Below are 20,814 nucleotides of genomic sequence, written 5' to 3' on the forward strand. Positions count from 1 at the left end.
AAAGGCTGACACTGGTTGGAAGGTCAAGGGAGGTTGGGCACGTGCTGATCGGCGAGCTGTCGCGACGGACCGGCGTGAACCCGCGTCTGCTCCGCTACTACGAGGCGCAGGGCCTGCTCACCGCGGACCGCGCCCCGAACGGCTACCGCGAGTACGCCGACGACTCCGAGCTCACCGTGCGCAAGATCCGGATCCTGCTCGACGCCGGGCTGAGCACCGAAGTGATTCGCGACGTCCTGCCCTGCACGCGCGAGATCCGGGACAACGAGACCGTCTTCGACTGGTGCGAGAGTCTGCGCGAGCTGCTCGATCACGAACTCGCCGCGATGGACCGGCAGCTCGACAGCCTGCAGCGCACCCGCGACACCCTGGCCTGCTACCTCGGCCAGCGCCAGACCTGACCTCCTGGCTCCGGAACACTCAGTTCAAGGTTAGGAAGTCCCTGACCAGCGGGCTCGCCGTGGCGCGGAACTCGTGGAAGTACGCGTGCCGAGCGCCGTCCAGCAACTCCGCGCGGGCGCTCGGGATCCGCTCGGCGAGCAGTTGCGCGTTGGCCGCCGGGCTGAAGACGTCGTCGGTCCCGTGCAGCACCAGCGTCGGCGCCTGGATCGTGTCCAGTCCGTCCCAGGCGTCGTGGTTGTTGCTGGCCACCAAATGCCGCCCCTTCGCGTACGTCGGCATCGTCGCGTCGCCGAGCACCGGGTACGGCCCCGGATGGCGAGCCACCCACCCCGGCGTGTACATCAGCTCGGTCAGTACGGCGTCGCGCGCCGCCTGGTCCCGGACCGAGAGCGCTCTCCGGATCTCCTGGCTTCTCTCGAACCCGTGCGACCGGCCCGGCGACGTACACCCGAGCACCAGCCGACGGACCCGCTCCGGATGCAGGATCGCCAGCCACTGCGCGACCCGGCCGCCCATCGACGTGCCGTACACGTCGACCTGTTCCAGCCCGACAGCGTCGAGCACCGCGACGGCGTCCTCGGCGAAGCCCGGCGTGCTGTAGACCTCGTCCGGCTTGTCGCTCGCGCCGGTACCGCGGTAGTCGAGCGTGATCGTCGTGCGGCCGGTCTCGAAGTCGGCACGGACCGGGTCCCACCAGTGGTGGTTGTTCGACTGCCCCGCGAGCAGCAGCAACGCAGGTCCGTTGCCTATGGCGCCTACCTCGCCACCTAGCTGGTAGGCGATCCGGCATCCGTCGGCTGCGATCGCGAACATGGTGACAGTCTGCCGTGCTGGAGTGAAGGGTTAGGCTCCAGGTATGCGAGTCGTGATAGCGGGTGGACACGGACAGATCGCGCTGCGCCTGACGCGGATCCTCGCCGAGGGCGGTCACCAGGTCGTCGGCCTGGTCCGCAATCCGGCGCACGAGGCGGACGTCACCGCGGCCGGCGGACAGATCGCCGTCCTGGACCTCGAGCAGGCCGGCGTCGACGAGGTCGCCGAGGTGTTAAGCGGCGCGGACGTCGCGATCTTCGCCGCCGGGGCCGGCCCGGGCAGCGGCAACGCGCGCAAGGACACCGTGGACCGGGGCGCGGCCGCGCTGTTCGCCGAGGCCTCCGAGCGGGCCGGCGTACGGCGGCACCTGCAGGTGAGCTCGATGGGTGTCGACAAGATCGACGGTCTGGACCCGGAGGCGACCTTCACCGTCTACTTGAAGGCCAAGCTGGCCGCCGAGGACGATCTGCGCTCGCGCGACCTGGACTGGACCGTGCTCCGGCCCGGCCACCTCACCGACGAGCCCGGCTCCGGCCTGGTCCTGCTCGCCAACCACACCGGCAACGGTCAGGTCAGCCGCGACGACGTCGCCGCGGTGCTGGCCGGCCTGTGCGACACCCCGGCCGCGATCGGCCGGACCCTCGAGCTGATCGCCGGCGACACCCCCGTCGCCGACGCGCTGGACCACCTCTGACGTTGCCAGCGGCAACAGATTGCGATTTCTGGATGGGCGACGACTCCCTGCGGCAGATTCACTTCGAGCGCACGCAGAGCGGCAAGTACCTGGTGCACAACCGGCGCGGCGGCACGCTGCCGGTCGGTTCCGACGGGCCGGACGACCCCGACTTCACGCCGGTCGAGTTGCTGCTCGCCGCGATCGGGGCCTGCTCGGCGACCGACGTCGACGTGGTCACCAGCCGGCGCGCGGAGCCGACAGAGTTCCGCGCGGTGGTCAGCGGTGACAAGCTGCGCGACGCCGAGCAGGGCAACCGGCTGGAGAACCTGAAGGTCGAGTTCACCATCACCTTTCCCGCCGGCGAGGACGGCGACAAGGCGCGGGAGGCGTTGCCGCGGGCGGTGAAGATGTCCCACGACCGGCTGTGCACCGTGAGCCGCACGGTCGAGCTGGGCACGCCGGTGGCCGTCGACCTCAACGGTGGCGAGCTGACGGTCAGCCCAGGTGATCGTCCAGCTGATCCATCGTCCGACTGAACGCCGTCTCCAGGTCGACGTCGTAGGCGTCGGCCAGCACGAGCACCGACCACAGGCAGTCGGCCAGCTCGTGCGCGAACGCTTCGTCCAGGTCGTCGCGAGGGCGCACGCCCTCCTTGCCCTGGACGAGCTTCGCGAGATCGCCGACGTCGCCGAGGAACCCGAGCATCAGCTCCTCCCGGCTCCACTCGCGCCCGTAGCGGCTGGTCTCCATCGCTGCGTACTTGCGGCGGACGTCGCGCGCCCGCGTCACCATCTCCGAGAACTCCACCCGCGGGACGTTACCCGGGTCGGCGGGGTCGGGGATCCCGGGGCGAGCGGTCGCGCCGCTGCCCGCGGTTGTCCGGACGCGGCTCCTGCGGCTGCGCCTCCTACCGCTGCAGCGTGTGCCGCTGCAGTCTCCAGCCGGCGGTCCTCGTCGCCCGCAACACCTCCGCGGCCGTCCGGACCTTGCGCGGCGTCATCCACGACTGCGACGGCTTGTGCAGCACCCAGCCGGCTCCGAGCGTGACCGCCGCGTGCTGCACCGCCCGGTCAGCCGATCGCCACACCAGCACAGTCCCCGGTACGCCGTCACGCCCGCCGCGCGTGGTCGACTCGTCCAGCCACCGGTCGAACGGCTCGCGCTGCATCCACAACGACTCGGCGCCCTCGATCCCGGCCGCGGCCATCACCGTGCCGAAGCAGTTCGGCCCACTGCCCTCTGGGAATGTCCCGGCCAGTTCGCGAGCCCGCGGGAGCAACCGCTCGGCGCCCCGCCACACGTCCGCCCCGACCTCCGCGTGCCGGCTCACGCCGATCTCCCCGCTCACGATCCGCGGCAACAGCACCTCGGGATCGCGCAGCAACGACTTCCACCAGACGAACCGATGCCCATCGGCCTGGACCCGGATCGCTTCGCCGAGCACCCCGCGCCAAGCCCGCACGACCGGTACGGCGCCTCGCTCGTGCACCACCTGCGCCCGGACCAGCCCGGCCCGGACCTTGCGCGGAAACGCCGAGAACGCCCTCTCCGGCAACCACGCACACCGCAGCCGCCCGTCGACGGCGTACGAGTGGTAGGTGTCCCGCAACTGCGGATCCGGCTCCTCGTCGGACACCGGCAGGTCCCACTCGGCCGCCTGCCGCGCGGTCACGTAGAACGGCTGGCGGTCCGGTGCGAGCCAGTCCACCCAGCGCGGCAGGAGATCGTCGGAGAGCGCGATCCCGGCGACCTCGATCACGACATCGCCGGTGGGCCGAGTGGGCCGTGGTACGGCTGGGTCTCGGTGTAGACGAGGTTCGTCGTGGTCGAGCCGAACTCGGTGAGCTCGTTCACCAGGTGCTCGAGGTGGGCCATCGATCCTGCCGCGACCTTGAGCAGGTAGCAGTCGTCGCCGGTCGTCCGCAGGCACTCCAGGATCTCGCTGCGCTCGGCCAGTAACCGGTGCAGCGGCTCGTGCTTGTTGCCCGGGTACTTCAGCCGGACCACCGCGAGCACGGCGTACCCGGTCTTGCCCAGGTCGACCTGCGCGCGGTACCCGCTGATCACGCCGGTCGACTCCAGCCGCTTCACCCGTTCGGTCGCGGCCGAGGCGCTCAGGTTCACCCGGCGGCCGAGCTCGGTCAGCGGCAGCCGGCCGTCGCGCTGCAGCTCGCAGAGGATGGCCCAGTCGGTCGGATCGAGACTCACGGTCATCCCGCCAAACTACCGGCAGATCCACGGCGCGGCCGCTGGATTTCCGCGAGCAATCCGTTCAGAACCGCCCCCCGCGCTGGCTAGCCTGAACGGCATGCGACTCGGCGTGAATGTTCCCAACTTCGGTCCCGGCGCGACCCCGGACCGGCTGCTCGCCTGGGCCCGGACGGTCGAGGGGCTCGGCTACGACCTGCTGCTGATGTCCGACCACGTCGCGATCACTCCCGACGTCGCCGAGCAGTACCCGGCACCGTTCTACGAGCCGTTCACGACGCTGTCCTGGCTGGCCGGCCGGACCGGCTCGATCGAGCTCGGGACCACCGTGCTGATCGCGCCGTACCGGCATCCGCTGCTGGTCGCGCGGATGGCGGCGAACCTGCACCAGCTCAGCGGCGGCCGCTTCGTGCTCGGCGTCGGCGTCGGCTGGGCGGCCCAGGAGTTCGATGCCCTCGGCCTCGACTTCCGGCGTCGTGGGCAACAGACCGACGAACTGCTCGACGCGCTCGCGGCCGCCTGGCAGGACACCGGCGACTACGGCCCCGGCGGCATCCCGATCTGGGTCGGCGGTGTGACCGACGCCGGACTGCGCCGAGCGATCCGGTACGGCGCCGCGTGGCACCCGCTGCGTCAGACGATGGGCTGGCATCGCGACGCCGCCGTCCGCCTGCGCGCGACGGCCGACGAGCTGGGCGCACCCCATCCCGGCTTCGCGCCGCGGATCCTGCTGCGCCTCACCGACGAGCCGCGGCCCGACGCGACCCGGAAGGCCGGCGAAGGATCGATCGACCAGATCCTCGCCGACGTCGAGGAGCTGGAGCAGCTCGGCGCGCACACCGTCGTCCTGGACCCGTTCGTCGGCGACCCCGCCGAGACCGAACATCCCGAGATCGCCTGGCAGGCCCTGGCGACCGTCAAAGCCCGAATGGAGAAGCAGTGACGACAGACGAGGACTTCCTGCGGCGCGCGATCGCGTTGTCGGCCGACGCGGTGACCAGCGGCAACCCGCCGTTCGGCTCGCTGCTGGCCGGGCCCGACGGCACGGTCCTCGCGGAGGACCACAACACCTCGATCACCGACAACGACATCAGCGCCCACCCCGAGCTGAAGCTGGCGCGCTGGGCCGCGGCGAACCTGGACGCGGAGACCGCCGCCGGGACGACGATGTACACCAGCTGCCAGCCGTGCGGAATGTGCGCCGGTGCGCTGGAACGCTCCGGGCTCGGCCGCGTGGTCTACGCGATGTCCGGCGACCAGGTGAACGCGCTCAAGCCCGGCGGCGGCTTCCTGCCGGTCCCGTCGGAGGGCCCGCTGCTGCCCGACGAGGCGAGCGCGGTCGCGGCGGAGTACTACAAGAGCTGAGTGCGGTGGGGCCTGCGTGCCAGGCCCACCGGCTCACTTCGGGCCGAGGCAGAGCGTGTAGCCCGTCGACCGGCGCTCCTCGGTGTAGGTCACCGTCGCGCCCTCGTACTGGTCGCACAGGCTGGAGACCGACGAGCTGACCCGGCCGAGCACCTTGTACTCCGCGTCGGGCGAGCCGCAGTCGACGACCTTCACGTCCGGCTTGCTGATCGTGCCGGCGTTCTTCACGCAGTCACCGGCCTTGGCCTCGGACGAGGTCGTGGTGGTGAGGTTGCCGATCACGATCGCCGCGAGCACGAGAACCGGCACCAGCAGACCCAGGACGGCAGGGCGCTTGAACAGCGGCTTGCCCGGGTCCATCGGCCGGCCCGGCGCGCCCGGCGCGGGCTCGGGCAGTTCGTTGAACTTCTTCCACGGGCCGATGTTCGACAGCATCACGAACGGGTTGATGATCGCCGACCCGATGCCCCACCAGCCCTGCCACATGCTCTTCGCGGTCATCTCGCGCACGCTCGCGATGCCGCAGGTGCGGCAGAACGGGCCTTCGAGCTTGAGGAAGCGCATCAGGATCAGCAGGCCCATGTGCCCGCGGACGGTGGCCGGCACCGCCGGGAACGATCCACAGAACCGGCACTGCAGGGCACCCATCGGCGCCGCCTGCGGCTGGAACTGAGGCTGGAACGGCGGCTGCCCGAACTGCTGCCCCTGGTCGAACGGCTGCCCGTACGGCGCCTGAGGTGGCGGCGGGCCTTGGTGCTCGTGCGGCTGGCCGGCGTACTGCGGGAACTGCTCCGGCGGGGGACCGTAGCCGCCGGGCTGGGCCGGGTACGGGTTGTGGGGCGGTTGCGGGGGAGTCGTGGTCACGAATACTTCCTGTGGCTCGCGCGGGGACAGCTTTGGGACAGAGGGACCTTACTCACCACTGACGGTCAACCCGCCCCTGACGGTTCCATCGGTTACCGAACCTTTTCGCAGGCCCACCACCCGTTACCGGACGATTCCGCACCGTGTCAGCTCAGCCGCCGTACCGGCTGACCAGCTCGGCGCCGAGGCGGGCGAGTTCCTGTTGCACCGACGGCGGGTCGAGCACCTCGATCAACCCACCCCAGCCGGCCAGGTGCTGCGCGATCATCAACGGCGTCGGCGCCGTGATCCGCGTCCGGACCCAGCCGTCGCCGGGGGAGTCGAGCACCTCGCAGTGCCGGCCGAGCCGGTCCTGCATCACCCACAGGTGCCGCTCCTGGACCAGGACGGTGGCAGCCAGCAACGACCGGTTCTGCTCCATCTCGTCGACCACCTGGGCCCAGGCGGCCGACAGGTCGAAGTCGTCGGGGCGTTCGGCCGGCTGCTCGGTGACCGTTGCCTCCAGCACCCGATCGACGCGGAACGTGCGTTGCCCGCGGTCGGTGCCCGCGATCAGGTACCAGACGTCGTCCTTGTCGATCAGGCCGAGCGGATCGACCAGCCGTTCCGACGGTGCCGAGCCTCGGCGCCCGGCGTAGGTGAGCTGGACCTTGCGGCGCCGGACGACGGCGTGCTGCAGGTCGTTGACCAGCACCGGCCGGGCCTTGTCGCGCTCACCCCAGCCCGCGGGATCGATCACCACCGCTTCGGCAGCCGCCTCGGCGTCACCGCGAAAGGTCTCCGGGAGAGCGCGCACCAGCTTTCTCAGCGCGGCCTTGGCCTCGGGAGCGATCGCGGCCGCGGGCCCGACCAACAGGAAGAGTGCCTGCGCCTCGGTCGCGGTCAAACCGCTCAGATCGGTGCGCGATCCACCCAGCAACGACCAGCCGCCGTTGCGGCCGGGCTGCGGATAGACCGGGATTCCGGCCGTCGACAGCGCCTCGAGGTCGCGGCGCGCGGTCGCCACCGAGATCTCCAGCTCCGAGGCGAGCTCGGCAGCGGTCACCCGGCCCCGGGCCTGCATCAGCAACAGGGTCGCCACGAGTCGATCAGCGCGCATACCCGCCAGTCTCGCAGGCTAAGTGCTCAACCGCTGAGCACTTTACTTGCCCGGCAGCACCCGGGTGTCGACCGCGGGCAGATGCTTCCACCAGTGGTCGTAGCGCCGGTAGACCCGCGGATCGCGCTCTCTCACCATCGCGAAGAGCCGGCGCGCCTCCGGCCTGAGCGCTTTCCAGGTCGCGGCCGGGAGCCGCTGGAAGGCGGTCACCTCGATGCCGTCGTCGATCGGCCGCCACACGCCGGCGACATAGCCGTCGACGAGCACCGTCGGCAGCAGGTCGCCGTTCGTCCGGGTGATCACCGTCTTGTACTCCGGCGGCACAACGCGCCCGCGATCGTCGTACGCGAGCAGCACGCTGTCCCACATCGCCATCAACCGTGGCGGCACCGGCAGGTCCTCGTCCGGCCGCGCCCCACCCGGTACGTCGTACAGGAGCTGACCGTCCGGCCCTTCGAGCTCCTCCAGGTCGAGCGCCGCGATCGCGGTCTTCACCCGGCCGCGCTGGACCTTCACGAACTGCGCGATGTCGGCGACCGACGCCGGCCCGAAGCCCTCCAAGTACCTCCGGGTCAGCACCTCGAGCCCGCGGGACGGATCCGCCGGGCTGCCCGGCGCCGCGACGAACGCGGGCCGCTGCCCGAACGACCACGGCCCACCGGTCGGTGCGTGCAGCAACGGCGCCACCGCGCGCATCGCCCACCACAGCTCGGTCGCCCCCATGCCCAGCCGCTCGTGCAGCCACGCCTCGAACTCCGCGCCACTGCGAGGCTCCGACGCGTAAGCCGCCAGTTCGGTCGCCACGGCCTGCGCCTCGGCACTGGTCAGCCCGCCCGCCGCGAACGCCGCCTGGAACCGTGTCCCGTCCATCATCGGCACGATCGCCGCCCGGAACTCCGGGTGCTCGTCGCTGTGCACGGCGTGCAACGTCATCCGCATCAACGTCGCCTTCACCACGAGCCCGCTGTCGAAGGCAGCGTCCAGCTCGCGCGGATCGAAGCCCGCCACCCGGTTGAACAGCGCGACGTACGGCGAGGCCGGGTGCTGGCCTGCACCGCGACCACCCGCCGTACCGCGTCGGCCACCCCGATCGCTTCCCGCTCCACCAGCAGTTGCCGCACCATCGACGCCCGATTCAGCGCCCGTGCCGTCACCGTCATCCGCAGATTGCACCACGAACCCCGGGGCGCGACGAGTGTTTTCGGTTTGACCCTGACGCGACGTCAGGCTCTTGGCTGGTGGGCATGAACGTATTCACCAGCCCGGTGCCACTGCCGGGACCCGACGCGGTCGCGCCCGAGATCTACCGTGAGATCTACCCGATGCCGATGTTCACGATCGTTCCGACCGAGGAACTGGAGGCGTCCAAGGAATTCTGGATCCGCGGCCTCGGCTTCGTCGACCTGTTCACCGCGCCCGGCCAGGTCACGCATCTGCGCCGCTGGGCGTTCCAGGACGTCCTGCTCGTTCCGGGGTCGACGCCGGCCGAAGCGCCTGGGATCGCGACCAGCTTCTCGTGCGTGCTCAGCCAGATCGACGAGATCGCCGCGCGCTGCGAGGAGCTGCTTCCCGGTAGCACCAGCGAGCCGGAGATCAAGCCGTGGAACTCGCTGGAGCTGACCGTGATCACGCCCGAGAAGTCGCGCGTCGTGATGACCGCGGCCCGCCCGCACGACGCGGAGAGCACGGAACGCCTGCGTGCGATGGGCATCGTCGTACCGGCAGACTGAGGGCATGACGCGGGTTGCGGAGAGTTTGACCGTCGGAGCAGCGGCGGCGCTGGTCGGAATCAGCGTGCGCACGCTCCACCACTGGGACTCGATCGGCCTGGTCGTGCCCAGCGACCGTACGCCGGCCGGCTACCGGGTCTACTCGGCCGCGGACATCGCGCGCATCCACCGCGTGCTCGTGTACCGCGAGCTTGGCATCCCGCTGGCGGACATCGCCCGGATGCTCGACGACCCGGACACCGACCCGCAGGAGCACCTGCGCCGCCAGCGCACCGAGCTCGCCGACCGCATCGACCGCCTGCGGACAATGCTGCAGGCGGTCGACCGGATGCTCGATGCCACCGGCAAGGGAATCCAGCTCACCCCCGAGCAGCAGTCCGAGATCTTCGGCGCGTCCTGGCGGCTCGACTGGGTCGAGGAAGCCGAGAACCGCTGGTCCGGCACCCCGCAGTGGGCCCAGTACGCCGACCGCGCCGCGACCCGGACCACCGCCGACTGGCAGCACCTCGCCGCCGAGGTCAACACCCTCAACGCCGACCTGGCCGCCGCGGTCCGCAACGGCGTCAGCCCCGGCTCACCCGAGGCGAACGCTCTGGCCGAACGCCACCGCGCAGGCATCTCTCAGCACTTCGACTGCACCCACGCGATGCATGTCTGCCTGGCCCGCAACTTCACCGACGACCCGGGCTATGCCGAGTACTACGACGCCTTCCACCCCGGCCTCGCCAGCTGGCTGCAAGCCGCCATCAACGCCAACGCACAGACCCACGGCGTCGACCCGGCCACCGCGACCTGGCCCGCTCAGAGCTGACGCTCCACCTCGAACCCGGTCCACCGCAGCTCGACCGGCAGATGCGCCAGATCGTTGAACACCACCAACTCAGCAGGCCGCCTCGGCGCGTAGCGGATCACGGTCAACGCGGCGTTCGCGTGGTTCAGGCCGATCCACCGCCACGCGGGGGCTCCCAGCGCCTCCCGCACGAGCCAGGCGATCAAGAAGTTGTGGGTGACCACCAGTTCATGCCGCGCCTGCGGGCCGTCGACCGCGCCGGTGAACAGCTCGACTGCCTCGCGCGCCAGCACCGGACCGGTCATCCGCTCGTCGGCCGTGAACCCCTCGAGCCAGCTCAGGGTCTCGTCGGCCGACTCCTCCGGCATCTCATCCCGGTCAGGGACGTACGGGCAGTAGTCGCCCGCGGCGGACGACGTACTGACGGGAACGCAGGCGAGCTGCTCGCCGACCAGCTGAGCAGTCTCGGCGGCACGCGCCAGGGGACCGTGGTGGATCGCCGACAACGGCACCCCGCGCAGTCGCTCGCCGAGCAGCGCGGCTTGGCGACGTCCCTGGTCGGTCAAGCGGGTCTCGTCGGCCGATGCGTGGCCGTGGCGGGCGAGATAGAGGTGCCGAGTCGCGGGAGACATCCGGGGAGCATTTCAGATACACCTGTTCCCATGGATCTGCTGCCACTGGCAACTGTCGACTTTCTCGACCGTGTGTCGGCTGTGCCGGACGACGGCTGGGACCGGGGCACGCTGTGCGGGATCAGCGTGCGCGAGGTGGTCGATCACGTCGTGGCCGGCAACCTGTTCGCCGTACGGCTGCTGGGTGGAGCTTCCGCGGCCGAGGCGACCGCCGGACTCGGCGAAGGCCACCTGGGCGATGACCCGGTCGCCGCGGTGCGGGCGACGGGCGAGGACCAGTTGAAGGCCTTCCAGGAAGCTGACCGGTCAGCCGTGCTGCACCACCCGAGCCGCGACATCGACTACGACACCTTCGTCCGGTTCCGGCTCGGTGAACTGGTCGTGCACGGCTGGGACCTCAGCGTCGGCGCGGGCCTGGACACCAAACTGCACCTGCTGCTGGTCGAGGGCCTGTGGGAACTCGTCGAGCCCCACCTCGACGAGATGCGCGCGATGGGAGCGTTCGGGGCGGGCGCCAGCGGGCGCGAATACGCCTCGCTGCAGGACAAGCTGCTGGACGCCTACGGACGGGTGCCCGCGTGACGTCGCTGACGGCCCGTCAACGGGAACTGCTGGACCAGTGGTTGCCAGAAGCCCGGATCGTTCGCGATCTCAGCTGGGGACTCGTCGGTACGACGGTGCTGCTGCTCGACCACCAAGGTCAGCGCTTCGTCGCGAAGGCGGGCGACGAGAAGGACACCCACCTCGCTCGCGAACTCCAGGCGCACCGCGACTGGCTCGAGCCGTGGACGTCGATCAACCGCGCTCCGGAACTCGTCCACGGCGACACCGACGCCAAGCTGCTCGTGACGCGCTACCTCCCGGGCGAACTGGTCGAAGGCACCGACCACGAGCGGCGCCCCGAGACGTACCGCCAGGCCGGCCACCTGCTCGCGCTGCTGCACGAGCAGTTCGCGATCGAGGACCAGGACTACGAGGCGAACGAGCAGGTGAAGTCGCTCGACTGGCTGGCCAAGCCCCATCGAATTCCACCGGCCACGGTCCAAAAGCTCCGCGCGGAAGTCGAGTCCTGGCCCACCCCACCCAGCATGCTCGTCCCGACCCATGGGGACTGGCAGCCGCGCAACTGGCTGATCCACGAAGGGACAGTGAGCGCGATCGATTTCGGCCGGGCCGGCCTGCGTCCCGTCTGGATGGACTTCGGCCGGCTCGCCGCACAGCAGTTCCGTCTCGACCCCGCACTGGAGGCCGCGTTTCTCGACGGCTACGGCGGCGACCCGCGTGACCCCACCGCCTGGCACCGCTTGTACGTCCGTGACGCGATCAGCACCACGGTGTGGGCCTATCAGGTCGGCGCCGAGGCCTACGAGCAGCAGGGGCACCGCATGATCGCCGAAGTCCTCGACGCGCTCGCCAGAACCTGACCTACGAGCCGGCCACCACGCGGAACTCGTTGCCGTCCGGATCGGTCAGCTCCACACCTCCGTCCACGTCACCGACGAGCGTCGCCCCGAGCGCGACCAACCGGTCGGCCTCGGCCCGGACGTCACCACCGGCCGGGGGAGCCAGCTCGAAGTGCAGCCGGTTGCGCCCCAACTTCTCGGCGTACGGCGGGCCGCCCCACGACACCTTCGACCCGCCGCGCGGCGACTGGATCGCGGTCTCCTCGTCCTGGTCCCACACCAGCGGCCAGTCCAGCGCCTTGCTCCAGAAGTACCCGACCTCCTGCGAACCGTCGCTGGACACCGCACCGATGGCCGCGGTGTTCGCCAGGAAGTTGTTGCCCGGCTCGATCACACAGAACTCGTTGCCCTCGGGATCGGCGAGCACCACATGACCGTCGTCCGGCGTCTGCCCGACGTCGTGGTGCCGCCCGCCGAGCTCGAGCGCCCGCGCCACGGTCGCCTGCTGCTGCTCGAGCGTGGCACTGGTCAGATCGAAGTGCATCTGGTTCGGGCCCCACTTCTCGTTCGGCACCGGCAGGAACCTCAGCCGGAAACCCACCTCGTCCTTCGGCAGCAGCACGCGTCCGCCACTCGGGTCGTCGGCGACCTTCAGGCCGAGCACGCCACCCCAGAACCGCGCGAGCTGGCCGGGGTCGTTCGCATCGAAGCACAGCGCCTGCAGCCGGGTCGTCATCCCGCCACGCTAGGCCGCCGCGGATCCGCGTCGCAACGCGTTAAACCGCCGGTACGTCGTACAGCAGGTGAGTGACGCCTTCGCCTTGTGCCACCAGTGCCGGGGACGCGAGCGTGACCTCACCGTCGGCCCGGCCGAAGAACGGCCTGCCTTCGCCGAAGACCACCGGTACGACGTTCATCACCACCTGGTCGATCAAGCCGAGGCGCAACGCCTGCCCACCGACGTTCCCGGCCGCGACGTCGACGATCCGGTCCCCGGCGACCTCCCGGGCCTGGGCGACCGCCGACTCGACGCCGTCGGTCACGAACGTGTACGGCGCCTTGCCCGCGAACTCCCAGTCTGTCGGCGGCTCGTGCGTCACCACGAACACGTGGTCGCCGGCCACGGCCTGCCCACCCCATCCGTTGGTCTGGTCGAACACGTACCGGCCGACCACCATCGCACCGATGCCGGGCGAGTAGACCGTCTCGATGAAACCCTTGGACGCCTCGTTGGTGCGCATCTGGCTTCCCAGCCAGTTCCACGCCATCGGACCGCCGTGGAACCAGTCGAACAGCGGGCCGATCCCGCCGTCGGTCCGGCCGACGTAACCGTCCGCCGACACCGCGGCGTACATGATCGTCGTCGACATCGGTCAGCTCCCAGCCGGACGGTAACGCAGCCAGACCACGCCGGACCGGTACGGCGTGGCCGCGACCAACTGCAGGCGGATCGGGCCGACCCCGTCGAGGATCCGCGGACCGGACGGCCACAGATGCGGATTCACCCAGAACCAGAACTCGTCGACCAGCCCTTCCTGGGCCAGCGTGTGCGCGAGCTCCCCGCAGCCGGACACGATCAGGTTGCCGGTGTGCTTGTCCTTGAGCGCGGGCACCGCCTGGACGACCTCGCCTTCGATCAGCGTGGCGTTCCACTCCAGCGGCCCGGTCAGCGTCCGCGACGCGACGTACTTCGGCATGCCGTTGACCCGCTCGGCCATGTGGCCCATCGACGGATCGTCGCCCAGGTGTGGCCAGACGGCCGCCAGCCCTTCGTACGTCTTGCGGCCGAGCAGCAGCGCGTCGGCCAGCACCAGCTGTTCCAGGCCGGCGTCGGCGCTGTCGGCGTCGAGCTCCAGCCACTCCTCGGGGGTGGGCGCTTCGAAGGCGCCGTTGATGGTGACCTGGTTGTGAACGATGACTTTGCCCATGCCGTCGAGGCTAGGAACCGCGCCGCGCCGTCCGCATCTGTCGAACGACTGGCGCCCAGCCGGCCCCGCACCGAGACTCACAAGTCGAGCTGACTCAGCTCCGCCCGTCGTCGCACGCCCAGCTTCGGATACGCCTTGTAGAGGTGATGGCCGACGGTGCGCGGACTGAGGAAGAGCTCCGCGGCGATCTCACGGTTGCTCAGGCCCACAGCCGCACGGCGTACGACCTGGAGTTCTTGCGGGGTGAGCCCGCCGGCGGTCCCCGTCTCGACCTCGCCCGGCGCGGTCTCACCGAGCGCGGTCAACTCGGCCCGCACGCGAGGCAGCCAGCCCTGCGCGCCGATCCGGTCGAACGTCTCGTACGCCGCGAGCAACTGCTCCTTCGCCGCGGTACGCCGGCGGTGCCGGCGAAGCCACTCACCGAACACCAGCTGGGTGCGCGCCCGGTCGTACGGACCGCAACTCTCCATCGCCAACGACTCCTGGAACCGAGCGCCCGCCTGGCCGGTGTCGTCGAGCAGCGCCTCGCACCGCAGCAGCAACGCCGAGGCGACCGGGCTCTTCGTGCAGCTCGCCCACTCCGCGAGTCCCGGCACGAACCGTCGCGCCCGGACGAGGTCCCCGATCCGAACCGCGGCCTCGACCTGCTCGGGGATCGCGCGCACAGTGACGTCGCGACCGGGCGGACCGGTGCAAACCGCCTCGAACCGGGGGAGCGCTCTCTGCGGATCTCCGGCCATCAGGGCGAGCAACCCGAGCGCCCAACCCGCCTGCGCGGCCGCCATGCCGTGCTGCCGAGAATCGTCCAGGACGCGCGTCGCGAGCCGCTCGGCGCGGACACCGTCACCCCGGGCGGCGGCAAGCCAAGCTGCCATCGCGGAGAGAACAACGACCTCGAGTTCCTGGCCCAGCTCCTCGGCCAGCGCCATCGCTTCCGTCACGTTGCTGTCCGCGTCCCGGAGCCGGCCGGTCACCAGTTGGGCAAGCACCAGCGGTTCCTGGGCGTACGGCAACCAGCCCAGCTGACCCCGGCAGCGCAGTTCCGCGACGAGCGCGTCGAGGATCGCCACGGCCTGCTCGTCCTGGCCGATCAGCAGCCCGAGGAACGCGGCGCTCAACCGCTGAAGGGTGTCGCCGCTCGCGCCGTCGGCAGCGGCGAGGACGACACGGCGCATCGGCTCGACCGCCTGGGCGACGTCGCCGCACAACAGGTCGGCGAAGCCCACCAGCCCGTCGATCATCGGGCCGGGACCTCCTGGGACCGAACGGAGCCGCTCCGCACAGCGGCGCAGCAACGCAGGATCCGCCGCGTCCCGGGCGCACCAGATCGCTTCGGTGAGGATCGAGACCACGAGCTCCGGCTCTGTCGTGAGAACCGGAGCAGCCGCCTGCAACGCGATCCGAGTGGCCTCGGCGGGCGACGTCCGCTCGTACGCCACCTGCGCACGGATCCAGCCGGCCTCGGCTACCTCACCGGGCGTGTTGGTCAGCTCGGATCCGTCGGCCGCCAGTTCGACAGCTCGATCGAGCTGGCCCGCGTCGTACGACGCTCGCGCGGCAGCGATCAGTCGCCGGCCGCGATGGGGCGCCGAGTTGGTCAGCTGAGCTGCCCGCTCGAGTGCTCGGGCAGCAGCCGCCGCGGCGCCACGTCCTGTCGCTCGCGAAGCGACCTGTTCCAGGCCGTCCGCCGCCGCGTCGTCCGGTCCACCAGCGGCAGCCGCGACATGCCAGGCGCGGCGGTCGGCGTCGCGCGGATCGGTCAGCACCCGGGCGAGGGCCCGATGCGCGGCGACCCGCTGCGCGAAAGGCGCCTCCTGATAGGCCGCCGACCTGATCAGCGGATGCCGGAACACGACGCCGTCCGCGGTGACGTGCACGAGCCGGCTCTGCTCAGCCGGTGCGAAGTCGCTCGCGTCGCCGCCGAACTCCGCCGCCGCGGCCACGATCGTCGGCAAGGCGGATCCGTGATCGGCCGCCGCCAGGAGGAGGACAGTCCTGGCGGTTTCGCCAAGGGCCGCGATCTGCCGGCGGAAGTGTTGGTCGAGTCGTCCCGCGGCCGGCAGAGGCGTGACCGGCGCCGGGACGCCGGGCGCCTCGGCCGCGTGTGCCGCCAGTTCCACGATGGCCAGCGGATTGCCGCGCGACTCGGCCAGGATCCGGTCGGTCACCTCGCTCGGCAGCGTCGCCGAGGCCGCGACCAGGCGAGCGGCATCGGTCGCGGCCAGCCGGGGGAGCGGCACACTGTCCACTCCCGGCGCGGGGAACGGGCGCTCCCCGTCGCGCGCGGCGAACACGGTCGCGATCGGATCCGCGTGCAACCGGCGTACGGCGAACAGCACGGCGTCGATCGACGACTGGTCGAACCACTGCGCGTCGTCGAACAGGCACAGCAGCGGCTGGTCGCCGGCCAGCTCGGAGAGCAGCGAGAGCGTGGCCACGCCGGGCAGCAGCCGCTCGACCGCCGTACTGCTCGCCCCGAAAGCGGCCCTGAGCGCCTCCGCCTGGGGACGCGGAAGCGCGTCGAGCCGGTCGAGGTCGCGGACGAACAGCAACTGCAGCGCCGCGAAGGCCACCTCGGCCTCGGACTCGATCCCCACGACTCGCAGCACCCGCATGCCGCTGGCCACACTCTCCGCGTAGTCGAGCAGCGCGGTTTTGCCGATCCCGGCTTCGCCACGCAGCACCAGCGACCGGCTGCGGCCGTCCTTCGCGTCGGCCACGAGCCGATTGATCCGGGACTGCTCGGCGTACCGTCCGACGATCACAGCGGCACGCTAATCGGTGGGCACCCGCACCACCACCCTTTGCGCCCACGCGGCAGGTCAGCTACCCCAGCTGGTCGCGGCGGCGGGTCAGGTACGCGACCTCGGCCGTGTTTCCCGCCAGCTCGATCGCCTTCCCGTACGCCGCACGCGACTCCTGACTGAGCCCCATCCGCCGCAGCAGGTCGGCGCGGGTCGCGTGATAGGCGTGATAGCCGGCCAGCTTGTCGCCGAGACCGTCGACGGCCGCCAGCGCCACCTCCGGGCCGTCGAGCTCGGCGACCGCGATGGCCCGGTTGAGCGCGACGATCGGCGTCGGGTCGACCCGGATCAGTTGGTTGTACAGAGCAATGATCTGCGACCAGTCGGTGTCGCGCACGTCGCGCGCCGAGGTGTGCACGGCGTTGATCGCGGCAAGGATCTGGTAGCGCCCCGGCGCCACACCGGCGGCCAGCCGCTCACGGACCAGCCGATGGCCCTCGGCGATCATCGCGGCGTCCCAGGCGCCACGGTCCTGCTGGTCGAGGGACACCAGTTCGCCGTTCGCCGAGAGCCGGGCCGGACGGCGCGCCTCGGTGAGCAGCATCAGCGCCAGCAACCCGGCCACCTCACCGTCGTCCGGCAGCAGGCCACGGATCAGCCGAGTCAGCCGGATCGCCTCGGCCGTCAGGTCGTGACGCACGGGATCCGTGTCGGGGCCGGTCGCCAGATAGCCCTCGTTGAAGACCAGGAACAGCACAGCCAGTACGCCGGACACGCGGGCCGGCAGATCCTCCGCGGCCGGCACCCGGTAGGGAATCCGCGCCGCCTTGATCTTCGCCTTCGCGCGGGTGATCCGCTGACCCATGGCGGTCTCCTGCACCAGGAACGCCCGCGCGATCTCGGGCACGGTCAGACCACCGACCAAACGCAGGGTCAGCGCCACGCGCGTCTCCAGCGCCAGCGCCGGGTGACAGCAGGTAAAGATCAGCCGGAGCCGCTCGTCGTCGACGGCGCCGAGCGGTTCCGGCGGGACGTCGTACTCCATCTGCGCCTCCTTCTGCTTGTCCCCGCGCTTGCTCTCCCGCCGCAGCCGGTCGATCGCCCGGCGGTTCGCGGTGGTCGTCAGCCAGGCCCCCGGATTGGGCGGTACGCCGTCCACCGGCCACCGCTCGACGGCCGTCGCGAACGCCTCGGCAGCGGCCTCCTCGGCAACGTCGAGATCCCCGAACCGCCGCGCCAGCGACGCGACGACGCGCGCCCACTCCGCGCGATGAACCTGGGTGATCGTCTCGTGGACGTCGCGCTCGCTCACCGGAACGGCCGCACCTCGTCGTCGATCACGGACACCTGGTACTGCATCTCGGCTCGTCTCCTGGACCTCGGGTGCGGGATCTTGTCGGTCTACAGCTTCCACGAAGGGCCAGGTCCCGATCCGACACCACCCGGCAAGAAAATGATCGCGTACGTCCTCGCGGTCGATGGCAGAGTGACCGCCCATGAAGAACTATCCGCTGCTCGGCGTGCGCGTCAGCACACCGACACTCGAGTTGCGCGGCGCGACCGACGAACTGCTGGATCAGCTGGCGGACCTCGTCCGGGCCGGCAAAACGCACGCCGAGCCGGCGCCGTACGACGATCCGATGTCGTTCTACGAGACCGATCCCGACCTGCGCGTCGCCAAGTGGCTCCGAGCGATCTGGCGGCGGCGCGGCACGGTCGAGCCGGGTGCCTGGCGGCTCAACTTCGTGGTGATGGTCGACGGCCTGCCGGTGGGGGAGCAGACCGTGAGTGGAGCGGACTTCTCGACGCTCGGCACGGTCACGACCTTCTCCTGGCTGTCGGTCGATCAGCGCGGCCGCGGCCTCGGACGCGAGATGCGGTCGGCGATCCTGCACCTGGCGTTCGAAGGTCTGGGCGCAAAGGAAGCCGGCAGCGACGCGTTCGTGGACAACCACGGCTCCAACGCGATCTCCCGCGGTCTCGGCTACCAGCCCAACGGCTCGGACTGGGCAACCCGGCAGGGCGAACCCGCCCTGCTCAACCGATGGCGACTGACCAGACAGGACTGGGAACAGCACCGCCGAGACGACATCCAGCTCCACAACATCGAGGCCTGCCGGGCAGCCTTGCCCTTGTGAGCCGCGCGGAGCTCAGCGCCGGATCAAGGGAGTCTCCGTCCCGACGCGGGTCAGCTTCTCCGGGTTGCGGACGTAGTACATCCCCGCGACGCGAGCGTCCTCGACCCGCAACGCGAGCACGCCGTCGACGACGCCGTCCACCCGCAGGAGGATCGCCGGGCTGCCGTTCACCACGGTCAGGTCGCCGGACAGCGCCGTGCCGCTCTTGCCCACGCCACCGGAGACGAACCGGATCACCCGCTCCGCGCCGACGATCGGGTGCAGCGCGGCCCGCTTGAGGCCGCCGCCGTCGGTCACCAGTACGACGTCCGGCGCGAGCACGTCGAGCAGACTCCGGAAGTCGCCGGTCGCGAGCGCTTGCCGGAACGACTCCGCCACCGCCACCGCCTCCGCGCGCGTGACCGAGGCGCGGGGACGCCGCGCCTCGACATGCCGCCGGGCGCGGCTCGCGATCTGCCGGACGGCCGCGGGAGTTTTGTCCACGGCCGCCGCGATCTCGTCGTACTCGAAACCGAAGGCCTCGCGCAGCACGAACACCGCGCGCTCGGTCGGCGAGAGCGTCTCGACCACCATCATGATCGCCATCGAGACGCCCTCGGCCAGCTCGACGTCGTCGCGCACCTGCTCCCGGTCGACCTTCACCCACCGCAGCCAGGCTTCCTGCAGCACGTCCTCGGCATCGGTGGCCGAACCGAGCATCTCGCACGCCACGGTGAACAACAGGTTGCGGTGGGCAACGAAGCTCTCGGTCGCCGGGTCGATGGTGTTGTCACTCATGCGAGCGCCTCCTCGTCCCGCGATCAGGCAACCGTACGAGGGCGGGCCACGTCGCGCAGCTTCTGCCGGCGCTTGTTGTCCTTGAACCTCCAGGTGAAGCTCCCCGGCTTGCGAGCCTCCTTGCCCAGCTCCTCGGTGAGCAGCCCGTAGGAGCTCGACTTGATCTTGTGCGCCAGCAGACCACCGATCGAGAAGCGGTTCGCTACGTCGCTCATCGAGGCGAGCTGGACGATGGCGGTCCGGCGGCCCAGCGCGAAGCACTGGAAGCCCGTGCCGATGTTGACCTCCTTCGGCTGCCGGTTGTCCAGCCGCGCCAGGATCGTGTCCGCGGCGTACGCGCCCAGCGGCCGCGCGGTCGCGCAACTCGCCCGGAACGGTACGCCGGAGGGCGAGGCCGAATCCCCGGCGGCGAGGATGCGGTCGCTGTCAACACTGGTCAGGGTCTCGTCGGTGAGCAGCCGCCCGGTGTCGTCGGTGCTCAGGCCGCTGCGCCGCGCCAGATCCGGTACGGAGAAGCCGGCGGTCCAGATCGTCACCGCACTCGCCAGCTCACGACCGTCCCGCAGCTGGACCGCGTCGCGCGACACCGCGGTCACCGTGGCACCGTCGCCGACCACCACGGTCACGCCCAGCTCGGCGAGACGCTTGGCGAACTTGCGACGGATCTTCGGGTGCACGTAGGGGCAGAGCACCTTGCCGCACACGAGAGTCACCGCACGACCCTGCTCGGCCAGCTCGCACGCGACCTCCATGCCGGTCGCCCCGGAACCGACGACCGTGATCGGCGCGGACGACGGCGTGGCGTCGACGACCTCCCGGAGCCGCGCCGCGGCCTCCAGGTTGGCGACCGGGTAGGCGAACTGCTCGGCGCCGGGAATGCTCGAGAGGTCGAAACTTCCGCTGCCGGGCGCGTAGACCAGATAGTCGTACGAGATCGTCTCGCCGCTGTCCAAGCTCACGGTCCGCCCGGCCGCGTCGATGCTGGTCGCGCTGTCGACGACCAGCCTGATCCGCTCGGACAGAATCTCGCGGTAGTCCACGACCGGCGCGGGTTCTCCGGCGACATGCTGGTGCAGGCGCAGCCGTACGACGAACTTCGGCCGCGGGTTGACCAGCGTCACGGTGACGTCGTCGCGCTGGGTCAGGCGGTTGGCCGCCATCACGCCCGCGTAGCCGCCGCCGATCACGACGACGCCGGTCGTCGGCGTGTTTTCGCTGTTCGCAGTCATGCCGTCTCCTTGGATG

At 70.7% G+C, this 20,814-nt stretch carries 25 protein-coding genes; 10 read left to right on the plus strand and 15 right to left on the minus strand.

Annotated elements, in window-relative coordinates; all coding sequences use genetic code 11:
* The first annotated feature begins 41 nt into the window (after positions 1-41).
* Positions 42-401 carry a MerR family transcriptional regulator gene (locus ACQPXM_RS20540; protein WP_432935393.1) on the plus strand — a complete coding sequence of 120 codons (360 nt, stop codon included), beginning with the start codon at positions 42-44 and terminating at the stop codon, positions 399-401.
* A 19-nt stretch (positions 402-420) separates the two neighbouring features.
* Here the strand turns inward: ACQPXM_RS20540 and ACQPXM_RS20545 are convergent, their stop codons facing one another.
* Positions 421-1,215, minus strand: coding sequence for an alpha/beta fold hydrolase (locus ACQPXM_RS20545; RefSeq protein WP_432935395.1), 795 nt, complete (start codon positions 1,213-1,215; stop codon positions 421-423).
* 43 nt (positions 1,216-1,258) lie between these two features.
* Here ACQPXM_RS20545 and ACQPXM_RS20550 point away from each other — a divergent pair, with 43 nt between their 5' ends.
* Together ACQPXM_RS20550 and ACQPXM_RS20555 are read left to right on the plus strand one after the other, a co-directional pair.
* Positions 1,259-1,909 (plus strand): SDR family oxidoreductase, encoded by a 651-nt coding sequence (locus tag ACQPXM_RS20550; RefSeq protein WP_432935397.1) that lies wholly within the window; start codon positions 1,259-1,261, stop codon positions 1,907-1,909.
* 32 nt (positions 1,910-1,941) lie between these two features.
* Positions 1,942-2,427 carry an OsmC family protein gene (locus ACQPXM_RS20555; RefSeq protein ID WP_432935399.1) on the plus strand — a complete coding sequence of 162 codons (486 nt, stop codon included), beginning with the start codon at positions 1,942-1,944 and terminating at the stop codon, positions 2,425-2,427.
* Here the strand turns inward: ACQPXM_RS20555 and ACQPXM_RS20560 are convergent.
* The 3 genes from ACQPXM_RS20560 to ACQPXM_RS20570 all read right to left on the minus strand — a co-directional run bounded on the left by ACQPXM_RS20560 (position 2,387) and on the right by ACQPXM_RS20570 (position 4,105).
* The gene (locus ACQPXM_RS20560; protein ID WP_432935401.1) at positions 2,387-2,698 is read right to left on the minus strand and encodes a MazG nucleotide pyrophosphohydrolase domain-containing protein; all 312 of its coding nucleotides are present in this window, start codon (positions 2,696-2,698) and stop codon (positions 2,387-2,389) included. The two genes, ACQPXM_RS20555 and ACQPXM_RS20560, sit on opposite strands and share 41 nt — an antisense overlap.
* A gap of 100 nt (positions 2,699-2,798) precedes the next feature.
* A complete protein-coding gene (locus tag ACQPXM_RS20565) occupies positions 2,799-3,650 on the minus strand; it encodes a hypothetical protein (protein ID WP_432935403.1) in 852 nt (283 codons plus the stop codon).
* Positions 3,647-4,105 (minus strand): Lrp/AsnC family transcriptional regulator, encoded by a 459-nt coding sequence (locus ACQPXM_RS20570; protein ID WP_432935405.1) that lies wholly within the window; start codon positions 4,103-4,105, stop codon positions 3,647-3,649. The genes ACQPXM_RS20565 and ACQPXM_RS20570 overlap by 4 nt, the downstream gene beginning before the upstream one ends.
* A gap of 94 nt (positions 4,106-4,199) precedes the next feature.
* Between ACQPXM_RS20570 and ACQPXM_RS20575 the strand changes: the two genes are divergently transcribed.
* The gene (locus tag ACQPXM_RS20575; protein ID WP_432935407.1) at positions 4,200-5,042 is read left to right on the plus strand and encodes an LLM class flavin-dependent oxidoreductase; all 843 of its coding nucleotides are present in this window, start codon (positions 4,200-4,202) and stop codon (positions 5,040-5,042) included.
* Positions 5,039-5,464 carry a nucleoside deaminase gene (locus ACQPXM_RS20580; protein ID WP_432935409.1) on the plus strand — a complete coding sequence of 142 codons (426 nt, stop codon included), beginning with the start codon at positions 5,039-5,041 and terminating at the stop codon, positions 5,462-5,464. Before ACQPXM_RS20575 ends, ACQPXM_RS20580 begins: the two co-directional genes overlap by 4 nt.
* 33 nt (positions 5,465-5,497) lie before the next feature.
* Here the strand turns inward: ACQPXM_RS20580 and ACQPXM_RS20585 are convergent, their stop codons facing one another.
* The 3 genes from ACQPXM_RS20585 to ACQPXM_RS20595 form a co-directional block, all read right to left on the minus strand.
* Positions 5,498-6,328 carry an LppU/SCO3897 family protein gene (locus ACQPXM_RS20585; RefSeq protein ID WP_432935411.1) on the minus strand — a complete coding sequence of 277 codons (831 nt, stop codon included), beginning with the start codon at positions 6,326-6,328 and terminating at the stop codon, positions 5,498-5,500.
* Between the two features lie 151 nt (positions 6,329-6,479).
* Positions 6,480-7,427, minus strand: a complete 948-nt coding sequence (locus tag ACQPXM_RS20590; protein WP_432935413.1) for a helix-turn-helix transcriptional regulator — start codon at positions 7,425-7,427, stop codon at positions 6,480-6,482.
* 42 nt (positions 7,428-7,469) lie between these two features.
* On the minus strand, positions 7,470-8,600 hold the full coding sequence (locus ACQPXM_RS20595; protein ID WP_432935415.1) for a winged helix DNA-binding domain-containing protein: 1,131 nt from the start codon (positions 8,598-8,600) through the stop codon (positions 7,470-7,472).
* 71 nt (positions 8,601-8,671) lie between these two features.
* Here ACQPXM_RS20595 and ACQPXM_RS20600 point away from each other — a divergent pair, with 71 nt between their 5' ends.
* Together ACQPXM_RS20600 and ACQPXM_RS20605 are read left to right on the plus strand one after the other, a co-directional pair.
* A complete protein-coding gene (locus tag ACQPXM_RS20600) occupies positions 8,672-9,157 on the plus strand; it encodes a VOC family protein (RefSeq protein ID WP_432935417.1) in 486 nt (161 codons plus the stop codon).
* Positions 9,158-9,161: 4 nt separating this feature from the next.
* A complete protein-coding gene (locus ACQPXM_RS20605) occupies positions 9,162-9,968 on the plus strand; it encodes a MerR family transcriptional regulator (protein WP_432935419.1) in 807 nt (268 codons plus the stop codon).
* Here the strand turns inward: ACQPXM_RS20605 and ACQPXM_RS20610 are convergent.
* Positions 9,959-10,579, minus strand: a complete 621-nt coding sequence (locus ACQPXM_RS20610; RefSeq protein WP_432935421.1) for a histidine phosphatase family protein — start codon at positions 10,577-10,579, stop codon at positions 9,959-9,961. The genes ACQPXM_RS20605 and ACQPXM_RS20610 overlap by 10 nt on opposite strands.
* Before the next feature lie 30 nt (positions 10,580-10,609).
* Here ACQPXM_RS20610 and ACQPXM_RS20615 point away from each other — a divergent pair, with 30 nt between their 5' ends.
* Both ACQPXM_RS20615 and ACQPXM_RS20620 read left to right on the plus strand, forming a co-directional pair.
* Entirely contained in the window at positions 10,610-11,161 is a 552-nt protein-coding gene (locus ACQPXM_RS20615; protein WP_432935423.1) for a TIGR03086 family metal-binding protein, read from the plus strand.
* Entirely contained in the window at positions 11,158-12,003 is an 846-nt protein-coding gene (locus ACQPXM_RS20620; protein WP_432935425.1) for a phosphotransferase, read from the plus strand. Before ACQPXM_RS20615 ends, ACQPXM_RS20620 begins: the two co-directional genes overlap by 4 nt.
* 1 nt (position 12,004) lies before the next feature.
* Here the strand turns inward: ACQPXM_RS20620 and ACQPXM_RS20625 are convergent, their stop codons facing one another.
* The 5 genes from ACQPXM_RS20625 to ACQPXM_RS20645 all read right to left on the minus strand — a co-directional run bounded on the left by ACQPXM_RS20625 (position 12,005) and on the right by ACQPXM_RS20645 (position 17,966).
* Positions 12,005-12,718, minus strand: coding sequence for a VOC family protein (locus ACQPXM_RS20625; RefSeq protein WP_432935427.1), 714 nt, complete (start codon positions 12,716-12,718; stop codon positions 12,005-12,007).
* Positions 12,719-12,758: 40 nt separating this feature from the next.
* Positions 12,759-13,352 (minus strand): dihydrofolate reductase family protein, encoded by a 594-nt coding sequence (locus ACQPXM_RS20630; protein WP_432935429.1) that lies wholly within the window; start codon positions 13,350-13,352, stop codon positions 12,759-12,761.
* Positions 13,353-13,355: 3 nt separating this feature from the next.
* A complete protein-coding gene (locus tag ACQPXM_RS20635; RefSeq protein ID WP_432935431.1) occupies positions 13,356-13,910 on the minus strand; it encodes a dihydrofolate reductase family protein in 555 nt (184 codons plus the stop codon).
* A gap of 77 nt (positions 13,911-13,987) precedes the next feature.
* Positions 13,988-16,675, minus strand: a complete 2,688-nt coding sequence (locus ACQPXM_RS20640) for an ATP-binding protein (protein WP_432935433.1) — start codon at positions 16,673-16,675, stop codon at positions 13,988-13,990.
* A 61-nt stretch (positions 16,676-16,736) separates the two neighbouring features.
* Positions 16,737-17,966, minus strand: a complete 1,230-nt coding sequence (locus tag ACQPXM_RS20645; RefSeq protein ID WP_432935435.1) for an RNA polymerase sigma factor — start codon at positions 17,964-17,966, stop codon at positions 16,737-16,739.
* Between the two features lie 184 nt (positions 17,967-18,150).
* On the opposite strand from ACQPXM_RS20645, the gene ACQPXM_RS20650 reads away from it, so the two are divergent.
* The gene (locus ACQPXM_RS20650; RefSeq protein WP_432935437.1) at positions 18,151-18,792 is read left to right on the plus strand and encodes a GNAT family N-acetyltransferase; all 642 of its coding nucleotides are present in this window, start codon (positions 18,151-18,153) and stop codon (positions 18,790-18,792) included.
* A 12-nt stretch (positions 18,793-18,804) separates the two neighbouring features.
* Here ACQPXM_RS20650 and ACQPXM_RS20655 read toward each other — a convergent pair whose 3' ends face one another.
* Positions 18,805-19,569: a sigma factor-like helix-turn-helix DNA-binding protein gene (locus tag ACQPXM_RS20655; RefSeq protein ID WP_432935439.1), complete on the minus strand. Its 765-nt coding sequence runs from the start codon at positions 19,567-19,569 to the stop codon at positions 18,805-18,807.
* A 23-nt stretch (positions 19,570-19,592) separates the two neighbouring features.
* Positions 19,593-20,798 carry an NAD(P)/FAD-dependent oxidoreductase gene (locus ACQPXM_RS20660; protein ID WP_432935441.1) on the minus strand — a complete coding sequence of 402 codons (1,206 nt, stop codon included), beginning with the start codon at positions 20,796-20,798 and terminating at the stop codon, positions 19,593-19,595.
* Positions 20,799-20,814: the final 16 nt, after the last annotated feature.

It is taken from the genome of Kribbella sp. CA-253562, from assembly GCF_050942265.1.
Lineage (GTDB): Bacteria > Actinomycetota > Actinomycetes > Propionibacteriales > Kribbellaceae > Kribbella.

What these genes read in the sequence shown, in the direction of transcription:
- ACQPXM_RS20545 (WP_432935395.1), bottom strand. Translation starts at nt 1,215, where the DNA reads ATGTTCGCGATCGCAGCCGACGGATGCCGGATCGCCTACCAGCTAGGT.
- ACQPXM_RS20550 (WP_432935397.1), top strand. Translation starts at nt 1,259, where the DNA reads ATGCGAGTCGTGATAGCGGGTGGACACGGACAGATCGCGCTGCGCCTG.
- ACQPXM_RS20555 (WP_432935399.1), top strand. Translation starts at nt 1,942, where the DNA reads ATGGGCGACGACTCCCTGCGGCAGATTCACTTCGAGCGCACGCAGAGC.
- ACQPXM_RS20570 (WP_432935405.1), bottom strand. Translation starts at nt 4,105, where the DNA reads ATGACCGTGAGTCTCGATCCGACCGACTGGGCCATCCTCTGCGAGCTG.
- ACQPXM_RS20575 (WP_432935407.1), top strand. Translation starts at nt 4,200, where the DNA reads ATGCGACTCGGCGTGAATGTTCCCAACTTCGGTCCCGGCGCGACCCCG.
- ACQPXM_RS20590 (WP_432935413.1), bottom strand. Translation starts at nt 7,427, where the DNA reads ATGCGCGCTGATCGACTCGTGGCGACCCTGTTGCTGATGCAGGCCCGG.
- ACQPXM_RS20600 (WP_432935417.1), top strand. Translation starts at nt 8,672, where the DNA reads ATGAACGTATTCACCAGCCCGGTGCCACTGCCGGGACCCGACGCGGTC.
- ACQPXM_RS20605 (WP_432935419.1), top strand. Translation starts at nt 9,162, where the DNA reads ATGACGCGGGTTGCGGAGAGTTTGACCGTCGGAGCAGCGGCGGCGCTG.
- ACQPXM_RS20610 (WP_432935421.1), bottom strand. Translation starts at nt 10,579, where the DNA reads ATGTCTCCCGCGACTCGGCACCTCTATCTCGCCCGCCACGGCCACGCA.
- ACQPXM_RS20615 (WP_432935423.1), top strand. Translation starts at nt 10,610, where the DNA reads ATGGATCTGCTGCCACTGGCAACTGTCGACTTTCTCGACCGTGTGTCG.
- ACQPXM_RS20625 (WP_432935427.1), bottom strand. Translation starts at nt 12,718, where the DNA reads ATGACGACCCGGCTGCAGGCGCTGTGCTTCGATGCGAACGACCCCGGC.
- ACQPXM_RS20630 (WP_432935429.1), bottom strand. Translation starts at nt 13,352, where the DNA reads ATGTCGACGACGATCATGTACGCCGCGGTGTCGGCGGACGGTTACGTC.
- ACQPXM_RS20635 (WP_432935431.1), bottom strand. Translation starts at nt 13,910, where the DNA reads ATGGGCAAAGTCATCGTTCACAACCAGGTCACCATCAACGGCGCCTTC.
- ACQPXM_RS20650 (WP_432935437.1), top strand. Translation starts at nt 18,151, where the DNA reads ATGAAGAACTATCCGCTGCTCGGCGTGCGCGTCAGCACACCGACACTC.
- ACQPXM_RS20655 (WP_432935439.1), bottom strand. Translation starts at nt 19,569, where the DNA reads ATGAGTGACAACACCATCGACCCGGCGACCGAGAGCTTCGTTGCCCAC.
- ACQPXM_RS20660 (WP_432935441.1), bottom strand. Translation starts at nt 20,798, where the DNA reads ATGACTGCGAACAGCGAAAACACGCCGACGACCGGCGTCGTCGTGATC.